16 protein-coding genes and 1 pseudogene are annotated in these 16,447 nt (G+C 66.8%); 3 read left to right on the top strand and 14 right to left on the bottom strand.

All coding sequences use genetic code 11. From position 1 onward, the window contains the following. Nucleotides 1–14 precede the first annotated feature (14 nt). From lpqB to LKD76_RS07695, 4 genes and pseudogenes are all read right to left on the bottom strand, one after another. Nucleotides 15–1,826, bottom strand: a complete 1,812-nt coding sequence (lpqB, locus tag LKD76_RS07710; RefSeq protein ID WP_227980343.1) for an MtrAB system accessory lipoprotein LpqB — start codon at nt 1,824–1,826, stop codon at nt 15–17. Continuing rightward, nucleotides 1,823–3,682 carry an MtrAB system histidine kinase MtrB gene (gene mtrB, locus LKD76_RS07705; protein ID WP_227985142.1) on the bottom strand — a complete coding sequence of 620 codons (1,860 nt, stop codon included), beginning with the start codon at nt 3,680–3,682 and terminating at the stop codon, nt 1,823–1,825. The genes lpqB and mtrB overlap by 4 nt, the downstream gene beginning before the upstream one ends. Nucleotides 3,683–3,794: 112 nt before the next feature. Then, a pseudogene (gene mtrA, locus LKD76_RS07700) lies at nt 3,795–4,473 on the bottom strand (MtrAB system response regulator MtrA). Nucleotides 4,474–4,552: 79 nt separating this feature from the next. Then, nucleotides 4,553–5,200 (bottom strand): dTMP kinase, encoded by a 648-nt coding sequence (locus LKD76_RS07695; RefSeq protein ID WP_227980342.1) that lies wholly within the window; start codon nt 5,198–5,200, stop codon nt 4,553–4,555. A 161-nt stretch (nt 5,201–5,361) separates the two neighbouring features. Here LKD76_RS07695 and LKD76_RS07690 point away from each other — a divergent pair, with 161 nt between their 5' ends. Continuing rightward, nucleotides 5,362–5,604, top strand: a complete 243-nt coding sequence (locus LKD76_RS07690; protein ID WP_227980341.1) for a hypothetical protein — start codon at nt 5,362–5,364, stop codon at nt 5,602–5,604. 84 nt (nt 5,605–5,688) lie between these two features. Here the strand turns inward: LKD76_RS07690 and ahcY are convergent, their stop codons facing one another. The 9 genes from ahcY to cofD form a co-directional block, all read right to left on the bottom strand. After that, nucleotides 5,689–7,173: an adenosylhomocysteinase gene (ahcY, locus tag LKD76_RS07685; protein ID WP_227980340.1), complete on the bottom strand. Its 1,485-nt coding sequence runs from the start codon at nt 7,171–7,173 to the stop codon at nt 5,689–5,691. Between the two features lie 173 nt (nt 7,174–7,346). After that, nucleotides 7,347–8,450 carry an alkane 1-monooxygenase gene (locus LKD76_RS07680; RefSeq protein ID WP_227980339.1) on the bottom strand — a complete coding sequence of 368 codons (1,104 nt, stop codon included), beginning with the start codon at nt 8,448–8,450 and terminating at the stop codon, nt 7,347–7,349. A 363-nt stretch (nt 8,451–8,813) separates the two neighbouring features. Further along, entirely contained in the window at nt 8,814–9,434 is a 621-nt protein-coding gene (locus LKD76_RS07675; protein ID WP_227980338.1) for a TetR/AcrR family transcriptional regulator, read from the bottom strand. Between the two features lie 42 nt (nt 9,435–9,476). Next, on the bottom strand, nt 9,477–9,662 hold the full coding sequence (locus tag LKD76_RS07670; protein ID WP_227980337.1) for a rubredoxin: 186 nt from the start codon (nt 9,660–9,662) through the stop codon (nt 9,477–9,479). Then, entirely contained in the window at nt 9,659–9,823 is a 165-nt protein-coding gene (locus tag LKD76_RS07665) for a rubredoxin (RefSeq protein ID WP_227980336.1), read from the bottom strand. The genes LKD76_RS07670 and LKD76_RS07665 overlap by 4 nt, the downstream gene beginning before the upstream one ends. Before the next feature lie 189 nt (nt 9,824–10,012). Then, nucleotides 10,013–11,239 (bottom strand): alkane 1-monooxygenase, encoded by a 1,227-nt coding sequence (locus tag LKD76_RS07660; RefSeq protein WP_227980335.1) that lies wholly within the window; start codon nt 11,237–11,239, stop codon nt 10,013–10,015. Nucleotides 11,240–11,424: 185 nt separating this feature from the next. Continuing rightward, nucleotides 11,425–11,943, bottom strand: coding sequence for an NUDIX hydrolase (locus LKD76_RS07655; protein ID WP_227980334.1), 519 nt, complete (start codon nt 11,941–11,943; stop codon nt 11,425–11,427). Next, nucleotides 11,940–13,292, bottom strand: coding sequence for a coenzyme F420-0:L-glutamate ligase (locus tag LKD76_RS07650; protein WP_227980333.1), 1,353 nt, complete (start codon nt 13,290–13,292; stop codon nt 11,940–11,942). Before LKD76_RS07650 ends, LKD76_RS07655 begins: the two co-directional genes overlap by 4 nt. Beyond that, nucleotides 13,289–14,437 (bottom strand): 2-phospho-L-lactate transferase, encoded by a 1,149-nt coding sequence (gene cofD, locus LKD76_RS07645; RefSeq protein WP_227980332.1) that lies wholly within the window; start codon nt 14,435–14,437, stop codon nt 13,289–13,291. The genes LKD76_RS07650 and cofD overlap by 4 nt, the downstream gene beginning before the upstream one ends. Before the next feature lie 447 nt (nt 14,438–14,884). Here cofD and LKD76_RS07640 point away from each other — a divergent pair, with 447 nt between their 5' ends. After that, entirely contained in the window at nt 14,885–15,118 is a 234-nt protein-coding gene (locus LKD76_RS07640) for a WhiB family transcriptional regulator (RefSeq protein WP_036504657.1), read from the top strand. A 298-nt stretch (nt 15,119–15,416) separates the two neighbouring features. On the opposite strand, the gene LKD76_RS07635 is transcribed toward LKD76_RS07640, so the two are convergent. Beyond that, entirely contained in the window at nt 15,417–15,893 is a 477-nt protein-coding gene (locus LKD76_RS07635) for a metallopeptidase family protein (protein ID WP_227980331.1), read from the bottom strand. Nucleotides 15,894–16,019: 126 nt separating this feature from the next. On the opposite strand from LKD76_RS07635, the gene LKD76_RS07630 reads away from it, so the two are divergent. After that, nucleotides 16,020–16,409, top strand: a complete 390-nt coding sequence (locus LKD76_RS07630) for a DUF3499 domain-containing protein (RefSeq protein ID WP_255661072.1) — start codon at nt 16,020–16,022, stop codon at nt 16,407–16,409. The last annotated feature ends 38 nt before the right edge of the window (nt 16,410–16,447 follow it).

Below are 16,447 nucleotides of genomic sequence, written 5' to 3'. Positions count from 1 at the left end.
CTCGGCGTCCGCGCTCAGCCCGGCAGTACCGGCACGGCGTTGGCACCCAGCCCGGGCACCTCGCGCCAGAATCGATCCGTGGCCGGATCGGAGGACTGCAGCTGCATCACCGCCCGCGAATCCGCGGCGTAGAGCGTATCGGGCGCGGCACTCACCACGCGCACCGGCGGAGTGAGGTTCTGGCTGGACAGCGCCATCAGCTCCGAACCGTCGACGAATACCGAGTCCACCGGGTTCACATCGCCTTCTCTCGCCACGACCAGCGTGTCGGGAGTGGACCAGTCGATGGACGCCGCCGTCGTGCTGGAATCTACCGCCACCGGCTGCGGTGCGGTCAGCGAGTACTTACCGTCCGGATGTGGCACCACGATCGCCTGGTACACCTTGCCTCCGGCGATGATCGCCGCACGGGCGCCGTCACGCGAGATACGAAGGTCGGTGATGGGCAGCCGCGGCACGGAATCGGCGCTGTTGGGCTCCGCCACCGTGAGGGAGGAACTGTCGACGTTCTGCATCGAGACATTGCCGGTAGCGCGATCGTGCACGACCCGGACCACCCGGGTGCCGTCGACCACCGTCCACACCGCGCCCCCGTCGGAGGTCCACGACGGCCGGGTGAAGGTATCGCCCTGGACCACCGAGAAGGTGGTCGCGCCGTCGTAGCTGCCGATCACCAGAGTCTGCTTCGGAGCGGGAGCGGGCTCACCGCTGTCGGCCACCGCGGCCACCAATTGCCCGTCCTCGGACAATCCGACCGAGCGCAGATTGTGCACCGTGCCGAAGTATCCGGGTGTGGGGGCGATATCACCCTTGGTGGATTCCACCTTGACCAGCGTGCCGTCCCGCAAGGCGTGCAGACCGGCCCGGTCGGCGGTGCGCGCCGAGGGATTCATCGAGGTGACGTCTTCCAGCGACCAGCCGGTGCCGGCATACCGGTCGTCGAGCGGTTTACCGTCACCCAGCAGGACATACGGACCGAGAATGCCCGCACCGGAAAGGGTCAGCACGACCTGCGCGGCCAGCAGTTCCTTGCTGCGCTGATCGAGTGCCGAGGCGCCGGAGAAATCCATCCGCACACCACCGAGGCCGACACCGACGCCATCGGTCGCGCCGTTGGCCTTGGTGATGTCCGAACTCAGGCTCACCGGCGCGGCCAGCACATTGCGCACGGCCGGTGCCAGCCCCTCTCGCGGCCCGTCGGCCAGCAGCGATATCAGCCGCTGCGTGAGCTGATCCTTGCCGACCGCGATCCAGCGCAGGTCGGGAACCATCATGGTGCCGGGACTGTTGGCGAAATGCAGCGAATACCGGTGATAGGACTTGTAGAAGGCCGTGCTGTCGACCACGACGCCCGGCTCCATCTGGTTGATCCGCCACTCGTCGCCGACCTTCGTCATCTCGATTCGGGTCTCGTAGGTGTTGTCCTGCGCCCGGAACGACCCATCGGTGCCCAGCTCACCGAGCTTTCGCGCCCGCACCCGATAGGTCGCCGTGTCCTCGGACCTCGACTCCCGCAGGGTGTCGGGCTTGTCCACGATGATGGTCCGGGCGGTGTCGTCCCAATTCTGCGAGGCATCCGAGGTGAGATACTGCCGTGCGGTCCGATGGTTGTCGGCCGGATCCGCGGTGGCCTGCAGGAAGTCGTGCAGCAGCAGATCCGGATCGCGCCCGTTGACCGGTGGATGCGGACCCGTCGACGTCGGCTCGTGACTGATGGTGCCCAGCGCCTGGGGCGCGGAGGAATCCGGCAGATTGGCACAACCGGTGATCAGCAGCGCGCAGCCGAACAGCGCACCGATCACCGTTGCCAGTCCGGTGCGATTCATGGGTTGATGTCCTCTTTGTCGGCACGCGCGGCATCCGTCGCGCTCTCGGCAGCGTCACTCGTCCCGGCCGGTGCGGGCGCGGACGACGACGCGCCGCCATCCGACGACTCCGGATGGCCGGACGGCTCCGCCGCCTCCGGCGTCGTACCGGACGGCGTCTCGGCATCGGCTTCGGCATCGACGGTACCGGGCCTCGCGGAGCTCTCCGAGAGGCCCGACTCCTGTGTGCCCGAGTTCTCCGGCTCCCCTGGGCCCGTGGCCTCCGGCTCCCCTGGGCCCGTGGCCTCCGGCTCCCGTTCACCGGCCGGTTCGGCCGGCGTATCGGCCAACCGGCGTTTGGGCGGCTCCAGCGACAGCGGACTGGGACCGAGCTTGCGTCCACGTACCAGCGGCAAGGTCAGCCGGAAGCTCGCACCCGCGCCGGGCTCACCCCAGGCCTCGAGGCGGCCGTCGTGCAGATTCGCGTCCTCGACGCTGATCGACAGGCCCAGACCCGTACCGCCCGAACGCCGCATCCGGGACGGATCCGAACGCCAGAACCGGTTGAAGACCAATTTCTCCTCACCGGGCCGCAGGCCGACACCCTGATCACGAACCACCATCGAGACCGCGTTGGCATCGGAGTCGCCGCGCATCCGGATCAGCACCGGCTTGCCCTCGCTGTGGTCGATGGCGTTGGCGAGCAGATTGCGCAGCACCCGCTCCACCCGCCGTGGATCGACCTCGGCGACCAACGGCTCCTCCGGCAGATCCACGATCAGTTCACAGCTGGATTCCTTGGCCAGATGCCGCACCGTGGACACCGCCGCCCGGGCGCACATGCGCACATCCAGCGATTCGACCTGCAATTCGGCCACACCCGCGTCGTGGCGGCTGATCTCGAGCAGATCGTTGAGCAGTCCCTCGAATCGATCCAGCTCGGTGACCAGCAGTTCCGCACTGCGGGCCAGCGCCGGATCGAGTTCGTCGCTGGAACCGTGAATCAGATCGGCGGCCATCCGCACGGTGGTCAGCGGTGTCCGCAATTCGTGGCTGACATCGGAGGTGAACCGGCGTTGCAGATTGCCGAATTCCTCGAGCTGGGTGATCTGATTCGACAGACTCTCGGCCATCTCGTTGAACGACATGGCGAGTCTGGCCATATCGTCCTCACCTCGGACCAGCATGCGCTCCTTGAGCCGCCCATCGGCGAACCGGCTGGCGATGCGCGCCGCCGAGCGGATCGGCAGCACGACCTGCCGGGTCACGAGCGCGGTGATCGCCGCCAGGAGCACCAGCAGCACGATGCCGCCGATCAGCATGGTGCCGCGCATCAGGCTCAGACTGCGCTGCTCGTTGTTGAGCGGGAAGATCAGGTAGACCTCGAGCGTCGGCACCTCGGTGCTCGGGCTGCCGATGATCAGCACCGGTCCGTGGTAGCCGTCCACGCCGGCGGCCGTCGCGAACTGGTAGCTGACCTGGTTCTGCTGGACGAACCGGCGCAGTTCGGCGGGCACCTCCAGCATCGGCCCGGCGGTCACCTCCTGCTGGCCGTTGCCGACCATCGCCAGCGCCACACTGTAGGTTCCGGCCCCGCCCGTGGCGGACGAACCACCACCGGCGACCGAGGAAGCCGACAGCGCGCTCACCGCATCCTGCAGCCGGGCGGCCTGGGTCCTCGAATCCGAGGCACCCGTCAGCTGTGCCTCGACCGTATTGCGGGCACGCCCCATCTCCTCAACGGCCGCATTGACTTTCGCGTCCAGGAGGCGATCGGTGATCTGGCTGGTCAGCACGACACCGAGAATCGTGATGACGATCAGCGACAGCGTCAGCGTGGATACCACCACGCGGAGCTGCAGCGACCGTCGCCACATGTGGCCCAGCGATTCTCCGACGGATTTGAACCAGGCCACCACAGCTGCCAGCCACCGCTCGAGGCGGTTCCTGGAGCCAGCGATCACGGCTGTGCCTCGCCGAGGCGTTCGATCACGGCGGTCCGGCCTTGTATCCGACACCGCGGACGGTCAGCACGATCTCGGGGTTCTCCGGGTCCTTCTCGACCTTGGCCCGCAGTCGCTGCACATGCACGTTCACCAGGCGGGTGTCGGCCGCGTGCCGGTAACCCCACACCTGCTCGAGCAGGACCTCACGGGTGAACACCTGACGCGGCTTGCGGGCCAGGGCCACCAGCAGGTCGAACTCGAGCGGAGTCAGCGAGATCTGCTGACCGCTGCGGGTCACCTTGTGGGCCGGTACGTCGATGACGATGTCGGCGATCGACAGCAGTTCGGCCGGCTCGTCATCGGTCCGGCGCAACCGCGCCCGCACCCGAGCGACCAGCTCCTTGGGCTTGAAGGGTTTGACGATGTAATCGTCGGCGCCCGACTCCAAGCCCAGAACGACATCGACCGTGTCCGGTCTTGGCCGTCAACATCACGATCGGCACACCGGAATCGGCGCGCAGCACCCGGCATACATCGATGCCGTTCATGCCCGGAAGCATGAGGTCGAGCAACACCAGGTCCGGGCGTAGCTCTCGGACCGCGGTGAGCGCCTGCGTGCCGTCACCGACGACATGGGGGTCGAAACCCTCGCCGCGCAAGACGATCGTGAGCATCTCCGCGAGCGCCATATCGTCGTCGACGACCAGAATCTTCGGCTTCATAACTACTATGTTGTCATCTCTCCGGCTCGGAACGGGCAACCACGCCAACACTGGTTACATTACCGACGCACATCCCACCCTATCGGCCAGTCATTTCCGATAGTCGAGCGGTGAGTCGGGCTGGATCGTCCTGCGGCGCATGGACCCACCAGGGGCCGTGCCACTGCGATTCGGCCAACACACGATAGACCGCCCCGGTGCGTTCCTGCAGCGATATATCGCGTTCGTAGGCATCCAACGCCCTGGACGTGTCGAGTTCGCCTCGGCGGCGGGCGCGTTCGGCGGCCAGTTCGGTGGGAATATCGAGCAGGACCTGAATGTCGGGCACCGGGAGCTCGAAGCGGGCGAACTCCAATTCCGCCACCCACGACACCATTTCACCGTCGGCATCCTCGCCCACCCGCGCCGCGCTGTAGGCGGCGTTGGACGCCACGTAGCGATCCAGCAGCACGATGTCGTTGTCCGCCAACAGTTTCGACAACTCGTCCCGGGCGTCGGCGCGATCCAGCGCGAACAGCAGGGCCATCGCGTTCACCGAGACGGCCACATCGCCGTGGCGGCCGCGCAGCGCCTCGGCTGCCAGATCCGCGTGCACCGAGCGGCCGTAGCGCGGAAAGGCCAGTGTCCCCACCCGCTGTCCCCGGCCGCGCAGCTCCGCGACGACGGCGTCGATCAATGTCCGCTTACCCGCGCCGTCGAGGCCCTCCACTGCGATGAGTGCACCCATAACGTGCAGGCTACAGGGCTGCCCAGCGCGCTGTTCGACGCGCCTGAGCGCGTCGTCCGAAATCTCGATTTTCCACAGAATCGGAGCGCCGGCCCGCCCCCTGTTAACGGCCGCGCCGCCGGGCGCGATCCTCGAAGCGTCTCGAACACAGGAAGGCAATCATGATCATCACCCGCGTATTACCCACCGTCGCAGTGACTCTCGCGATCGGTGCGCTGGGCGTCGGCGCCGCGACGGCCGCGCCGCTGTCCCTCGAGCCCGCCACGGTCACCACCTCGGCCGCGACCCCCGGCCGGATCGCCGATTCCGGCGGTCCGCTCGGTTCGGGTTCAGCGAGTGGATCGAACGAACCGGGCTCGATTCTGTGCTGGCTCCTGCACCCCAGCCCGACCTGCCAGCTCTGACGAGGCGCCGGCGAGCGTCCCTCACAGCGGCGAAGGCGTCCCGCCGACCTCGGAAGGTTCGGCGGGACAACGGCTCGATACCGCTCAGTAGCGGTAGTGCTCGGGCTTGAACGGGCCCTCGACATCCACACCGATGTACTCGGCCTGGTCCTTGGTGAGCTTGGTGAGGGTGCCGCCCAGTGCCTCGACGTGAATGCGGGCGACCTTCTCGTCGAGCACCTTCGGCAGACGGTAGACCTCGTTGTCGTATTCCTCCGGCTTGGTCCACAGCTCGATCTGCGCGATGACCTGGTTGGAGAAGCTGTTGGACATCACGAAGGACGGGTGGCCGGTGGCGTTGCCCAGGTTGAGCAGCCGGCCCTCGCTCAGCACGATGATCGACTTCCCGGTGCCCTCGAAGGTCCACAGGTCCACCTGCGGCTTGATGTTGAGCCGGGTGGCGCCCGAGTTCTCCAGGGCCGCCATATCGATCTCGTTGTCGAAGTGGCCGATATTGCCCAGGATCGCCTGGTCCTTCATGGCCTTCATGTGGTCCAGGCCGATGATGTCCTTGTTACCGGTCGAGGTGATCACGATGTCGGCGTCGGCGATGGCCTGATCGACGGTGACCACGTCGAAACCGTCCATCAGCGCCTGCAGCGCGTTGATCGGGTCGATCTCGGTGACCTGTACGCGCGCGCCCTGACCGGCCAGCGACTCCGCGCACCCCTTGCCGACATCGCCGTAACCGCAGATCAGCACCTTCTTGCCGCCGATCAGCACATCGGTGCCGCGGTTGATGCCGTCGATCAGCGAGTGGCGGGTGCCGTATTTGTTGTCGAACTTGGACTTGGTGACCGAGTCGTTGACGTTGATCGCCGGGAAGGACAGCTCACCCGCGGCGGCGAACTGGTACAGCCGCAGCACGCCGGTGGTGGTCTCCTCGGTGACACCGCGGACCGAGTCCGCGATGACGCTCCACTTGCTCGGGTTCGCCGCCAGGCTCGCGCGCAGCAGGTTCAGGAACACCTTGTACTCGGTGGAGTGCGTCTCGTCCTCCGGCGGCACGACTCCGGCCTTCTCGAACTGAGCGCCGCGCAGCACCAGCATGGTGGCGTCACCGCCGTCGTCGAGGATCATGTTGGCGGGCTCATCCTGCCAGGTCAGCATCTGTTCGGCCGCCCACCAGTACTCCTCGAGGGTCTCCCCCTTCCAGGCGAAGACCGGGGTGCCCTTGGGATCGTCGACGGTGCCGTGCGGGCCGACCACCACCGCCGCGGCGGCGTGATCCTGGGTGGAGAAGATGTTGCACGAGGCCCACCGCACCTGAGCACCCAGTTCGACCAGGGTCTCGATCAACACCGCGGTCTGCACCGTCATGTGCAGCGAACCGGAGATGCGCGCACCCTTCAGCGGCTGCACCTCCGCGTATTCGCGGCGCAGCGCCATCAGCCCGGGCATCTCGTGCTCGGCGAGCCGGATCTCCTTGCGGCCGAACTCGGCCAGCGACAGATCCGCCACCTTGTAGTCGATGCCGTTGCGGACATCGGGAGTCAGCGTGGTGCTAGCGGAAAGTTCTGAGGTCGTCATGCGCCTGGATCAGCCTCTCGGTGGATGTCGGTACGACAATTCAGGCTAGCCTCTCCGGCGCACGCGGTGTGCGCCGACGTGGCGCCGCGATCGGCCGTATCGAATACCGCTGCGAAACAACGTGCGTTCCGGGGTGATGCGACGCCGCGAATCGAGTAGTCCGGCAGATCGCGCTATCCCGCCAGACCGTAGGCAGCCAGAATGCGCTCCCGCTTGCGCGGGGCGATATTGGCGCGGGTCAGATCGCCGGCATAGTGTGCGCGCACCTTCGGATCCATGACCCGGCGCCACAACGGCGGCACGGTGGCCAGCAGGATCATGGTCGCGTAGCCGGCGGGCAGTTGCGGCGCCTCCTCGGTGCTGCGCAGAGTCTGGTAGCGCCGCCCCGGATTGGCGTGGTGGTCACTGTGCCGCTGCAGGTGGAACAAGAAGATGTTGGTGACCAGGCGATCCGAGTTCCAGCTGTCGGCCGGGGAGCAGCGAGCCCACCGCCCGCCGGGCAGCCGCCGGCGCAGCAGGCCGTAGTGCTCGACGTAGTTGACCGTCTCCAGCAACCCGAAACCGATCACCGCCTGCAACACCAGATACGGCAGGACGGCGGGGCCGAACAACAGCACCAGGGCGCCGTAGAGCACCAGCGTCATCGACCAGCCCTGCAGGATGTTGTTGCGAATGTTCCACCAGCCCAAGCCCTTCCGGTCCAGCCGATCGCGTTCGAGACGGATCGCGGAACGGAAGCCGCCGACGATGCTCCGCGGCAGGAACATCCACAACGACTCGCCCAGCCGGGCACTGGCCGGATCCTCCGGGGTGGCCACCCGGGCGTGATGACCCTTGTTGTGCTCAACGTAGAAGTGCCCATATCCGGACTGCGCCAGGGCCAGTTTGGCCAGCCAGCGCTCCAAGCGCTCGACCCGATGGCCGAGTTCGTGCGCGGCGTTGATCCCGATACCGCTGACCAATCCGAGCGTGGTGGCCAATCCCACCTTGTCCACGATGCCGAGCCCGTCATCGGCCCACAGATAGGCGGCGATGATCAGCCCGGCCAGCTGGATCGGCAGGAAGAGGTAGGTGCACCAGCGGTAGTACCGGTCGTGCGAGAGCCGCTCGTAGTCCTCGTCGCGCGGATTGGTGCCGTCCTCGCCGACGAACCAGTCGAGGACCGGAATCAGGATCAGCACGATGATCGGCCCGAGCCACCAGAACACCTCGATACCCGTCCGCGCGACCAACTGCGACGGGAGTAGGGCACAGCCGGGCGCGATCAATCCCAACATCCACAAGTGCCGTTTGGGATCAGGCGAAACCGCCTGTTTGCCGACCGATTGCACGCAAGCTCCACGGGAAACGAACTGGACTACTGCCAGATAAATATGTAGCGACTCTACGGGCGTTACGCAGGGTGGATCTTGCCAAAGGTGGTGACCGTTACATCCGGCGAGGCCGCAATCCCGTGCCGCTCAGCCGCGACGCACCCCCCGGCACATCATCAGCTATCACGACGATCGAGGGTGATTCGCGCGGTCGACCCGCCTGCGACACCCCGGCTCGCCCCACCCCGCCCGGCCCGGCGGATGATCAGCATCCGAAATCGCGTGGCGGCTCAATCGTTATACGCCACAATGCGATTGGACTCCGATTCAACGATGCTCCGATGCGGCGACGATCGCCTCCACATACGGCGACAGCAGCCTGCTCAACTCCTCCGGAGCGTCGCGGTGCACCGCGGCCGGGGTCGGGATATAGCTGATCGCGATCCGCACCAGCGCATGCGCCAGCACATCTGCCTGCGACGATGAGGCGCCGACCCAGCTCCGTTCGAACGCGCCACCCAACCGCTCGGCGGCATGTTCGATGATCGGGCCGGCGTCGAGCGTGATCAACCGGAGCAGGTCCAGTTTCGCCTCTCCGACAACCAGCGACTGCACCAGCGGATCGGCGGCGCTGTCGAGAATGAAATTTGCCAGCCCTTCGCGGAAGCCCGCGCGCGCGTCCCCGACGTTATCGTCGATCGCCGTGCCGACATGGTCCACCAGCTGGTCGGCCAGCCGCAGCGCATACGCCTGCGCGAGCCCCGTCCGGGACCCGAATTCGTTGTAGAGCGTCTGCCGGCTCACCCCGGCCCGCGTCGCGATATCCCCGAGGGTGATCTTGGCCCAGTCCCGCTCGGTGAGCAGCTCGCGCATCGCGTCGAGCACCGAGGTGCGCAACAGGGTGCGCGCCGCCTCCTGATACGGGACCCGGGCTCCGTTACGCGGCATACCCGTGACGGTGTCACGGGCCGATTCCGCAGTCAAAGCGACTCACGAACGCTCGATCTCGACCATGAAGAAGTCGGCCTTGGCCGCACCGCAGTCCGGACAGGTCCAGTCGTCGGGGATGTCCTCCCAGCGCGTGCCGGGGGCGATACCCTCATCCGGCCAGCCCTGCTCCTCGTCGTACTCGAACCCGCACTGGATGCATTGGAAAATCCGGAACCCGCCACTCACCGCGCCTCCTCGAAATCGATCTTCTCCCGCACTCCGCAGTCCGGACAGCACCAGTCGTCGGGTACCTCGCCCCAGGGCGTCCCCGCCGGAAACCCCTCGCGAGGAGCACCTTTCACCTCGTCGTACTCGTAGTCACAGACGGGACAACGAAAAACGCTCATCACCTCTCCTGCCTCCGGTCGGCACCGCGAGCCGCTACGCGATTGTCGCTCACCGTGCCACCGCGACACGCGGGACACCCGCACCCGGTCGGCACCGCGAGCCGCTACGCGATTGTCGCTCACCGTGCCACCGCGACACGCGGGACACCCGCACCCGGTCGGCACCGCGAGCCGCTACGCGATTGTCGCTCACCGTGCCTCCTGGAAACGCGCGAAGACCTTGTCCCGCTTACTCGGCTGCACGTTGGCGAGGGTGATGTCGCCCTCGTAGTGCGCGAGCACCCGCTTGTCCATGACGCGCCGCCACAGCGGCGGGAAGTAGGCGAGCAGAATCATGCTGGCGTACCCGCTGGGCAGATTCGGCGCGCCGTCCCAGCTGCGCAGGGTCTGGTAGCGCCGGGTCGGATAGGCGTGATGGTCGCTGTGCCGCTGCAGGTGGTACAGGAAGATGTTCGTGACGATGTGGTCGCTGTTCCAGCTGTGCCGCGGTGCGGGCCGCTCGTACCGGCCCCGCGCCGTGCGCTGGCGCAGCAGCCCGTAGTGCTCGAGATAGTTGACGGCCTCGAGCAGGCTGAATCCCACCACCGCCTGCAGCACGAGATACGGCAGCAACTCGATGCCGAAGGCCGCGACCAGTGCCGCGTAGAGCACCAGCGACATCGCCCACGCACTGAGCACATCGTTGTGCAGCGACCACGGCCGCTTTCCGAGCCGCTCCAGCCGAGTCCGCTCGAGCCCCCAGGCCGAGCGGAGACTGCCCCACACCGTGCGTGGCCAGAACGTCCAGAACGTCTCTCCCACCCGAGAACTCGCCGGATCCTCGGGTGTGGCCACCCGCACGTGATGTCCTCGATTGTGCTCGATGTAGAAGTGGCCGTAGCAGGTCTGGGCCAGGGCGATCCGCGACAGCCAGCGCTCGAGATGGACCTTCTTGTGCCCGAGCTCGTGCGCGGTGTTGATGCCGATACCGCCCACCATGCCGACCGTGAGCGCGAGACCGATCTTGTCGACGACTCCCAGTCCGCCGTCGATCCCCAGCCAGCTCAGATCGCCGGCGGTGATCAGATAGCAGGCCATGATCAGCGAGGCGTACTGGAACGGCAGGTAGATGTAGGTGAGATAGCGGTAGTACCGGTCGTTCTCCAGGTACTCCATCACCTCGTCGGGCGGATTGTCGCCGTCGGCGCCGAAGAACAGATCGGCCGCCGGGATCACCACGTAGATCAGAATCGGACCGAGCCAGAACGGCACTCTCGCCAGGGTGTGCCAGCCCAGTTCGTTGAGTCCCCAGATCAGCGGGATTCCGATGATGAACAGTCCGGTCGGGGCGAACAGGCCCCACAACCACAGATAACGCTTGCGGTCCCGCCAGCCCGAGTCGAGAAGTCCGCTGGAAGCTCCGGCTTCGGTCGACATCGTTGTCTCCATTCGATACAGCTGCCACATCAACTGTGACGTGGATAACCATTACCGTGGACAATATGTCGATCAATGTCGGGTGTCTATACATATCCGATGATTTGTAAAGGCATCGTGATGCGGCAGCGCCCGATGCGACGGCACCGTCTCCGGAGGGCCGGCGCATCGGCGCACCGAGAGCCTCAGCGCAACAGCACGTCGGAATCCGGCGGCAGCGCGTCGACCGGCCACCATCGCAGATCCGTCGACTCCGAACTGCGCACCGGAACCGCGCCGCGCGGCGCGCGGATCTTGAACAGCAGATCGAGATGCCGGGTCGGCACCCCCAGCGAGCACGTGATCGGATGCGCTTGCGCTCCGTACAGGCCGGGTTCCACCACGAGGCCCGCGATCCCCGACTCCTCGGTCGCCTCGCGCAGCGCGGCGTCCACGACCGTCTCGTCGGCGGGCTCGCAATGCCCGCCGAGCTGGATCCACCGCCCCACTCGCGGATGCAACGTCAGCAGCACCTCGCGTTCGTCGGCGGAGAAGACCACCGCCGAGGCGGTGATATGGCCGGGCGCGTGTTCACGCAGGCACCCACGTGCCGCCGAGCCCAGGAAGGCGAGCATCGCCGCACGGATCGACTCTTCCGCATGCGTTGCGGGCGACCAGGTTTCGAGCAGTTCGGTGGCCGATTCGTGTAAGGATTCGGCGCTCACAGTTCGATCAACCCGAAGCCGTCCGGCCGCGGCTCGCGCGGCGTCAGTTCCTCCAGCGGATATCCGACGGCGATGGCGCCCAGCGGGTTCCAGTCCTCGGCCAGACCCAACACCTCGCGTGTCACCTCCGGCGCGAAGATCGTCGAACCGATCCAGCAACTACCGACGCCACGAGTGGCCAACGACACCAGCAGCCCTTGCACGGCAGCGCCGACCGCCACGGTGAACATCGTCGACTCGGCGGCGCGGCGACGCTGATCCGGATACGCGTGCGCACCGTCGGGCACACAGAACGGAATGATCACCTCCGGTGCGTCGAACAGAATGCGCCCGCGCGCGACCCGGCGCTCGACCCGATCGGGTTCGAGGCCGTCACCGCCGAGATCGTTACGCCACTGCGCGGCCATCGCGTTCAGCAATCCCGCCCGCAACTCCGGGCGGCGCACCCAGACGAACCGCACCGGATGCGTGTGATGCGGGGCGGGTGCGGTCAGCGCCTCCGACACCGCGGACCGGACGAGTTCGGGGTCGACCGGCGTATCGGCGAAGCCGCGCACCGAACGGCGCAGCAGCAGCGCTTCGCGGCGGCCGCGCTCGATCGCCTCGGCGGTGCCCAGCCAGAACAGATCCTCCTCACCGCCGCGCAACAGATCCTTGGCGGTCGAACCGTCGTCGTCGGGCACCAGTCCGCGCACCACGGCGACCGGGACTCCGCCGAGTTTGCCCTTCGCCAGATCCGCTGCGGCGGCGAGCTCGTCGGCCACCGCGACCTGCGTCACCTGCAGTTCGTTGCCCTGCTCGTCGATGGCGCCGGCGTAGTCGTGCACCACGCGCAGACCGGCCGCGCCGATCGCGGCGTCGGTCTGGCCGATCCGCCACGCACGGCCCATCGTGTCGGTGATCACCACCGCGACCCGCACCCCCAGCCGCTGCGCCAATGCCGCCCGTAACGACCGCGCACTGGCATCGGGATCGACCGGCAGCAGCACCAATTCACCCCGCTCCACATTGGAGCCGTCGACGCCGGAGGCGGCCTGCACGATGCCGATCCGGTTCTCGGTGATCAGGGTGCGACCCTTGCGCGCCAGCACTCGCACCGCCTCGGCGTCGACCAGCTTGCGGCGCAACGTATCTCGCTCATCGGGATCCAGTGGCGCGTCCACGATGCGCCCCTCGGCCTTGGCGACGATCTTGCTGGTGACCACCAGCACATCCCCGTCGGCGAGCCAGGGCGCTTGCGCCGCAATATGTTCCGCGATGTCGTCACCGGGACGGAACTCCGGCAGCCCCGGCACCGGGATGATGTGGATCTCGCCACCCGGCGCGTGATCGTTCACCTGATCGCTCACGCCGGCACCCCCGCGATATCGAGCGCCTCACGTACCATCGCGGCCGTGGTGGCCGGATCGGTCATCAGCAGCGGCACGCTGCGCACCTCCACACCCGGAATATCCGCCTTGTCGGTGGAATGGACCAGCCAGCCGTCGAGGATGCCGGTCTCGGATCGAGCGCCGAAGTGCCGTCCGATGGCCTCGGCCGAGGTCTCGACGCCGATCACCTCGAGGCACTCGTCGGCCATGCCGCGCAACGGTTTTCCGTCGATCACCGGAGACAGGCCGACCACCTTCGCCGAGGTCGTCCGCAGCGCGCCCCGGATACCCGGTACCGCGAGGATCGCGCCGACGCTCACCACGGGGTTCGAAGGGGCCAGCAGAACAGCATCAGCCCGCTCTATGATTTCCGTCACACCGGGTGCGGGTTTGGCTTGATCCGCCCCGATTGTGACGAATCCATGGGTCTCGACGTTTGCTCGGTACCGAACCCACCACTCTTGGAAATGAATCGCGCGACGTTCGCCAGGGTTGCCCGGGTCGCTGATTACAACATGGGTTTCACATCTGTCGTCGGTCGCCGGCAGAAGTTTCACACCCGGTTGCCAGCGGTTACACAGCGCTTCGGTTACCACTGAGAGCGGGTATCCCGCACGCAGCATTTCACTTCGAACGAGATGTGTCGCGATATCGCGATCTCCGAGTCCGAACCAATCGGGCTGGGCGTGATATTTCGCCAGTTCCTCCTTGGCGTGCCACGTTTCCCCGACCCGGCCCCAGCCGCGCTCGGTATCGATGCCCCCACCCAGGGTGTACATGCAGGTGTCCAGGTCGGGACAGATTCGTAAACCGTGCATCCAGACGTCGTCACCGACGTTCACCAGCGCCGTCACATCCGCATCCGGCAGCAGTTCCCGCACGCCTTGCAAGAAGCGCGCGCCGCCGACTCCACCGACCAACACCGCAATGCGCGGTTTACCATCAACCCGCTCGATCTCGACCGCGATGTCCGCTTGTTCTCCAGTCACATCCGCACAGCCTATGCGGTGCCCGGAAACGTGCGCTCGAGTGCATATTTGCTGGTCATTTGCTACTCCAGGGTTACCGAACCGCGTTCGAGGCGGCGACGGATAGTAACGGAATTGTGTCGGCAGCTTGACCATCGCCGCGTCCGGCGTGTCTAATCACAGACATGTCATTCCGGGTCCGCGCGAGAGCGTATGGCGCAGACCGTATTTCGAACAAGTGTTCGTATCGGAACGACAAGCTCGGGGATGTCCGCGGGACTACGTCGCGGTGTGGGACCGTCGGTGGGCACGTTCGGTCCGACGGAACAATCATTCTGCGCTAACACACAGTGAGGAGGCGGAGCGATGGCCGAGGAGCTGGCCCCGTCGGGCATTCCGGGCGGTGTATCGCAAACCGATTCCACAGCATGCGCAGTACCTGGCGACTGCGCTGACAGCCGGAACGACGAACGAGAGGGGGGCAGCACGGTGAACGAAGAATCGGGATCGCTCAGCAGAACTCCGCAGGGAGGGCAGTGGGCGCGCACCCAGCGCAAACCCGAACCACCGCAGCTGAGTCTCATCGTCACCGACTTCGATGCGATGTTCGACACCATCGAGGAACAGTGGCAGGAACGGGCGCTGTGCGCCCAAACCGATCCGGAAGCCTTCTTCCCCGAAAAAGGCGGCTCCACAAGGGAAGCCAAACGGATCTGCTTGGGCTGCGAGGTTCGTGACGAGTGCCTGGAGTACGCACTCGCCCACGACGAACGCTTCGGTATCTGGGGTGGTCTGTCCGAACGCGAACGCCGGCGCCTCAAGCGCGGCATCAGCTGAGGACTGTCCCGCCTCCCCTGGCCACTGCGGACGAGTAGGAGCCGCACGGTCGCGTCACGGGGCGGCGGTCGGGATGCAGTGCGGGTTCCGGGCGTCCCGACGAGTTCCCCATGTGTTCACCAATTGTGTTGTGACCTTTCGGCGTCGCCCCGCTTCGCTGCCGGCGAAGCGGGGCGGGGCCGGAGTCGGTGCGCCGGCTCCCGTTTCCGCGGCCCGTGGTCGCGAGAACCGCCGGCGACCGCGAAAACCTCTGCCGTGTCCGGCCTTCGCGTCACCGCGCATCGTGCGACGCGGCCGGTCACTCCCCCGTCGGGTCGATGACCTCCGGGTCCACACCCAGGTAGGTGGCTATCTGCTGGACCAGCACCTCGCGCAGGAGATCCAGCAGATCCTCCGGGTCCTGGGCGCGCAGTTCGAGCGGCTTGCGGAACAGGACCACCCGGGCGCGGGTGGCCACGTTGTGGCGGTCCATGCCGGCGGGGATCAGGCGCGACAGGGGCACCGGGCCATCGGCCACCACCTCGTCGGGCCAGGTGACCGAATCCGGATGCAGAGGACGGATCTTGGGTACGTCGTCGACCGCGATATCGAGTTTGGTCAGGCGATCGTGCCAGCGCGCGTCCAAGGGCGCGAAGGCCTCCAGCACCAAGCGGTCGAACTGCTGACCGCGGGTACGGCGCGCGGGCGCCGACGGCGGCAGCATCGGTCCGCGCACACCGCGGCCACGGCGCACCACCGAGCGGGTGGTGACCGGCCGCCTCTTCGAACGGGTCATACCTTGCGACAGTAGTCACCGCGCCGGTGCCGCGGCGAAACCATCTCCTCGACTGCACGGCACCGTAGTCAGCGTGTCTGTCTGCGACACACGGCTCGGCGGGTTAGTCTGCTTGGCGTGATTCCCATGCGTCGTTGCTGCCGCCCAGGCTGCAAGAATCCGGCCGTAGCGACGCTCACGTATGTCTACTCGGACTCCACCGCAGTCGTCGGACCGCTCGCCACCGTCGCCGAACCGCACTCCTGGGATCTGTGCGAAACCCACGGCTCCCGGATCACCGCCCCCAAGGGCTGGGAAATGGTTCGCCACGAGGGTGGATTCTCCTCCAGCACACCGGACGACGACGATCTGACCGCACTGGCCGAGGCCGTCCGCGAGGCCGGAATGCGGCGACGCGCACCCGAACCCGAACAGCCGGGCTACGCCGATTACGCACCGCCGCCGGCCCGGCCCCAGCGACCCGGCCGCACCGGCCGTCGCGGCCATCTCCGGGTGCTGCCCGATCCCCCGAACTGAGCCCGCGTCGGGCCCGGCACACGCGCAACCGGCCTGAA

This window comes from Nocardia spumae, from assembly GCF_020733635.1.
GTDB lineage: Bacteria > Actinomycetota > Actinomycetes > Mycobacteriales > Mycobacteriaceae > Nocardia > Nocardia spumae.
Note: the sequence above shows the minus strand (reverse complement) of the source record. Positions and strands in the feature narration are given on the sequence as shown.

Excerpts from the sequence above, each read along its gene's own strand:
- lpqB (WP_227980343.1), bottom strand. The coding sequence starts at position 1,826 with ATGAATCGCACCGGACTGGCAACGGTGATCGGTGCGCTGTTCGGCTGC.
- cofD (WP_227980332.1), bottom strand. The coding sequence starts at position 14,437 with ATGGTCAAGCTGCCGACACAATTCCGTTACTATCCGTCGCCGCCTCGA.
- mtrB (WP_227985142.1), bottom strand. The coding sequence starts at position 3,682 with ATGTGGCGACGGTCGCTGCAGCTCCGCGTGGTGGTATCCACGCTGACG.
- LKD76_RS07690 (WP_227980341.1), top strand. The coding sequence starts at position 5,362 with ATGATCATCACCCGCGTATTACCCACCGTCGCAGTGACTCTCGCGATC.
- ahcY (WP_227980340.1), bottom strand. The coding sequence starts at position 7,173 with ATGACGACCTCAGAACTTTCCGCTAGCACCACGCTGACTCCCGATGTC.
- LKD76_RS07640 (WP_036504657.1), top strand. The coding sequence starts at position 14,885 with ATGTTCGACACCATCGAGGAACAGTGGCAGGAACGGGCGCTGTGCGCC.
- LKD76_RS07675 (WP_227980338.1), bottom strand. The coding sequence starts at position 9,434 with ATGCCGCGTAACGGAGCCCGGGTCCCGTATCAGGAGGCGGCGCGCACC.
- LKD76_RS07660 (WP_227980335.1), bottom strand. The coding sequence starts at position 11,239 with ATGTCGACCGAAGCCGGAGCTTCCAGCGGACTTCTCGACTCGGGCTGG.
- LKD76_RS07635 (WP_227980331.1), bottom strand. The coding sequence starts at position 15,893 with ATGACCCGTTCGAAGAGGCGGCCGGTCACCACCCGCTCGGTGGTGCGC.
- LKD76_RS07665 (WP_227980336.1), bottom strand. The coding sequence starts at position 9,823 with ATGAGCGTTTTTCGTTGTCCCGTCTGTGACTACGAGTACGACGAGGTG.
- LKD76_RS07630 (WP_255661072.1), top strand. The coding sequence starts at position 16,020 with ATGCGTCGTTGCTGCCGCCCAGGCTGCAAGAATCCGGCCGTAGCGACG.
- LKD76_RS07680 (WP_227980339.1), bottom strand. The coding sequence starts at position 8,450 with ATGTTGGGATTGATCGCGCCCGGCTGTGCCCTACTCCCGTCGCAGTTG.
- LKD76_RS07695 (WP_227980342.1), bottom strand. The coding sequence starts at position 5,200 with ATGGGTGCACTCATCGCAGTGGAGGGCCTCGACGGCGCGGGTAAGCGG.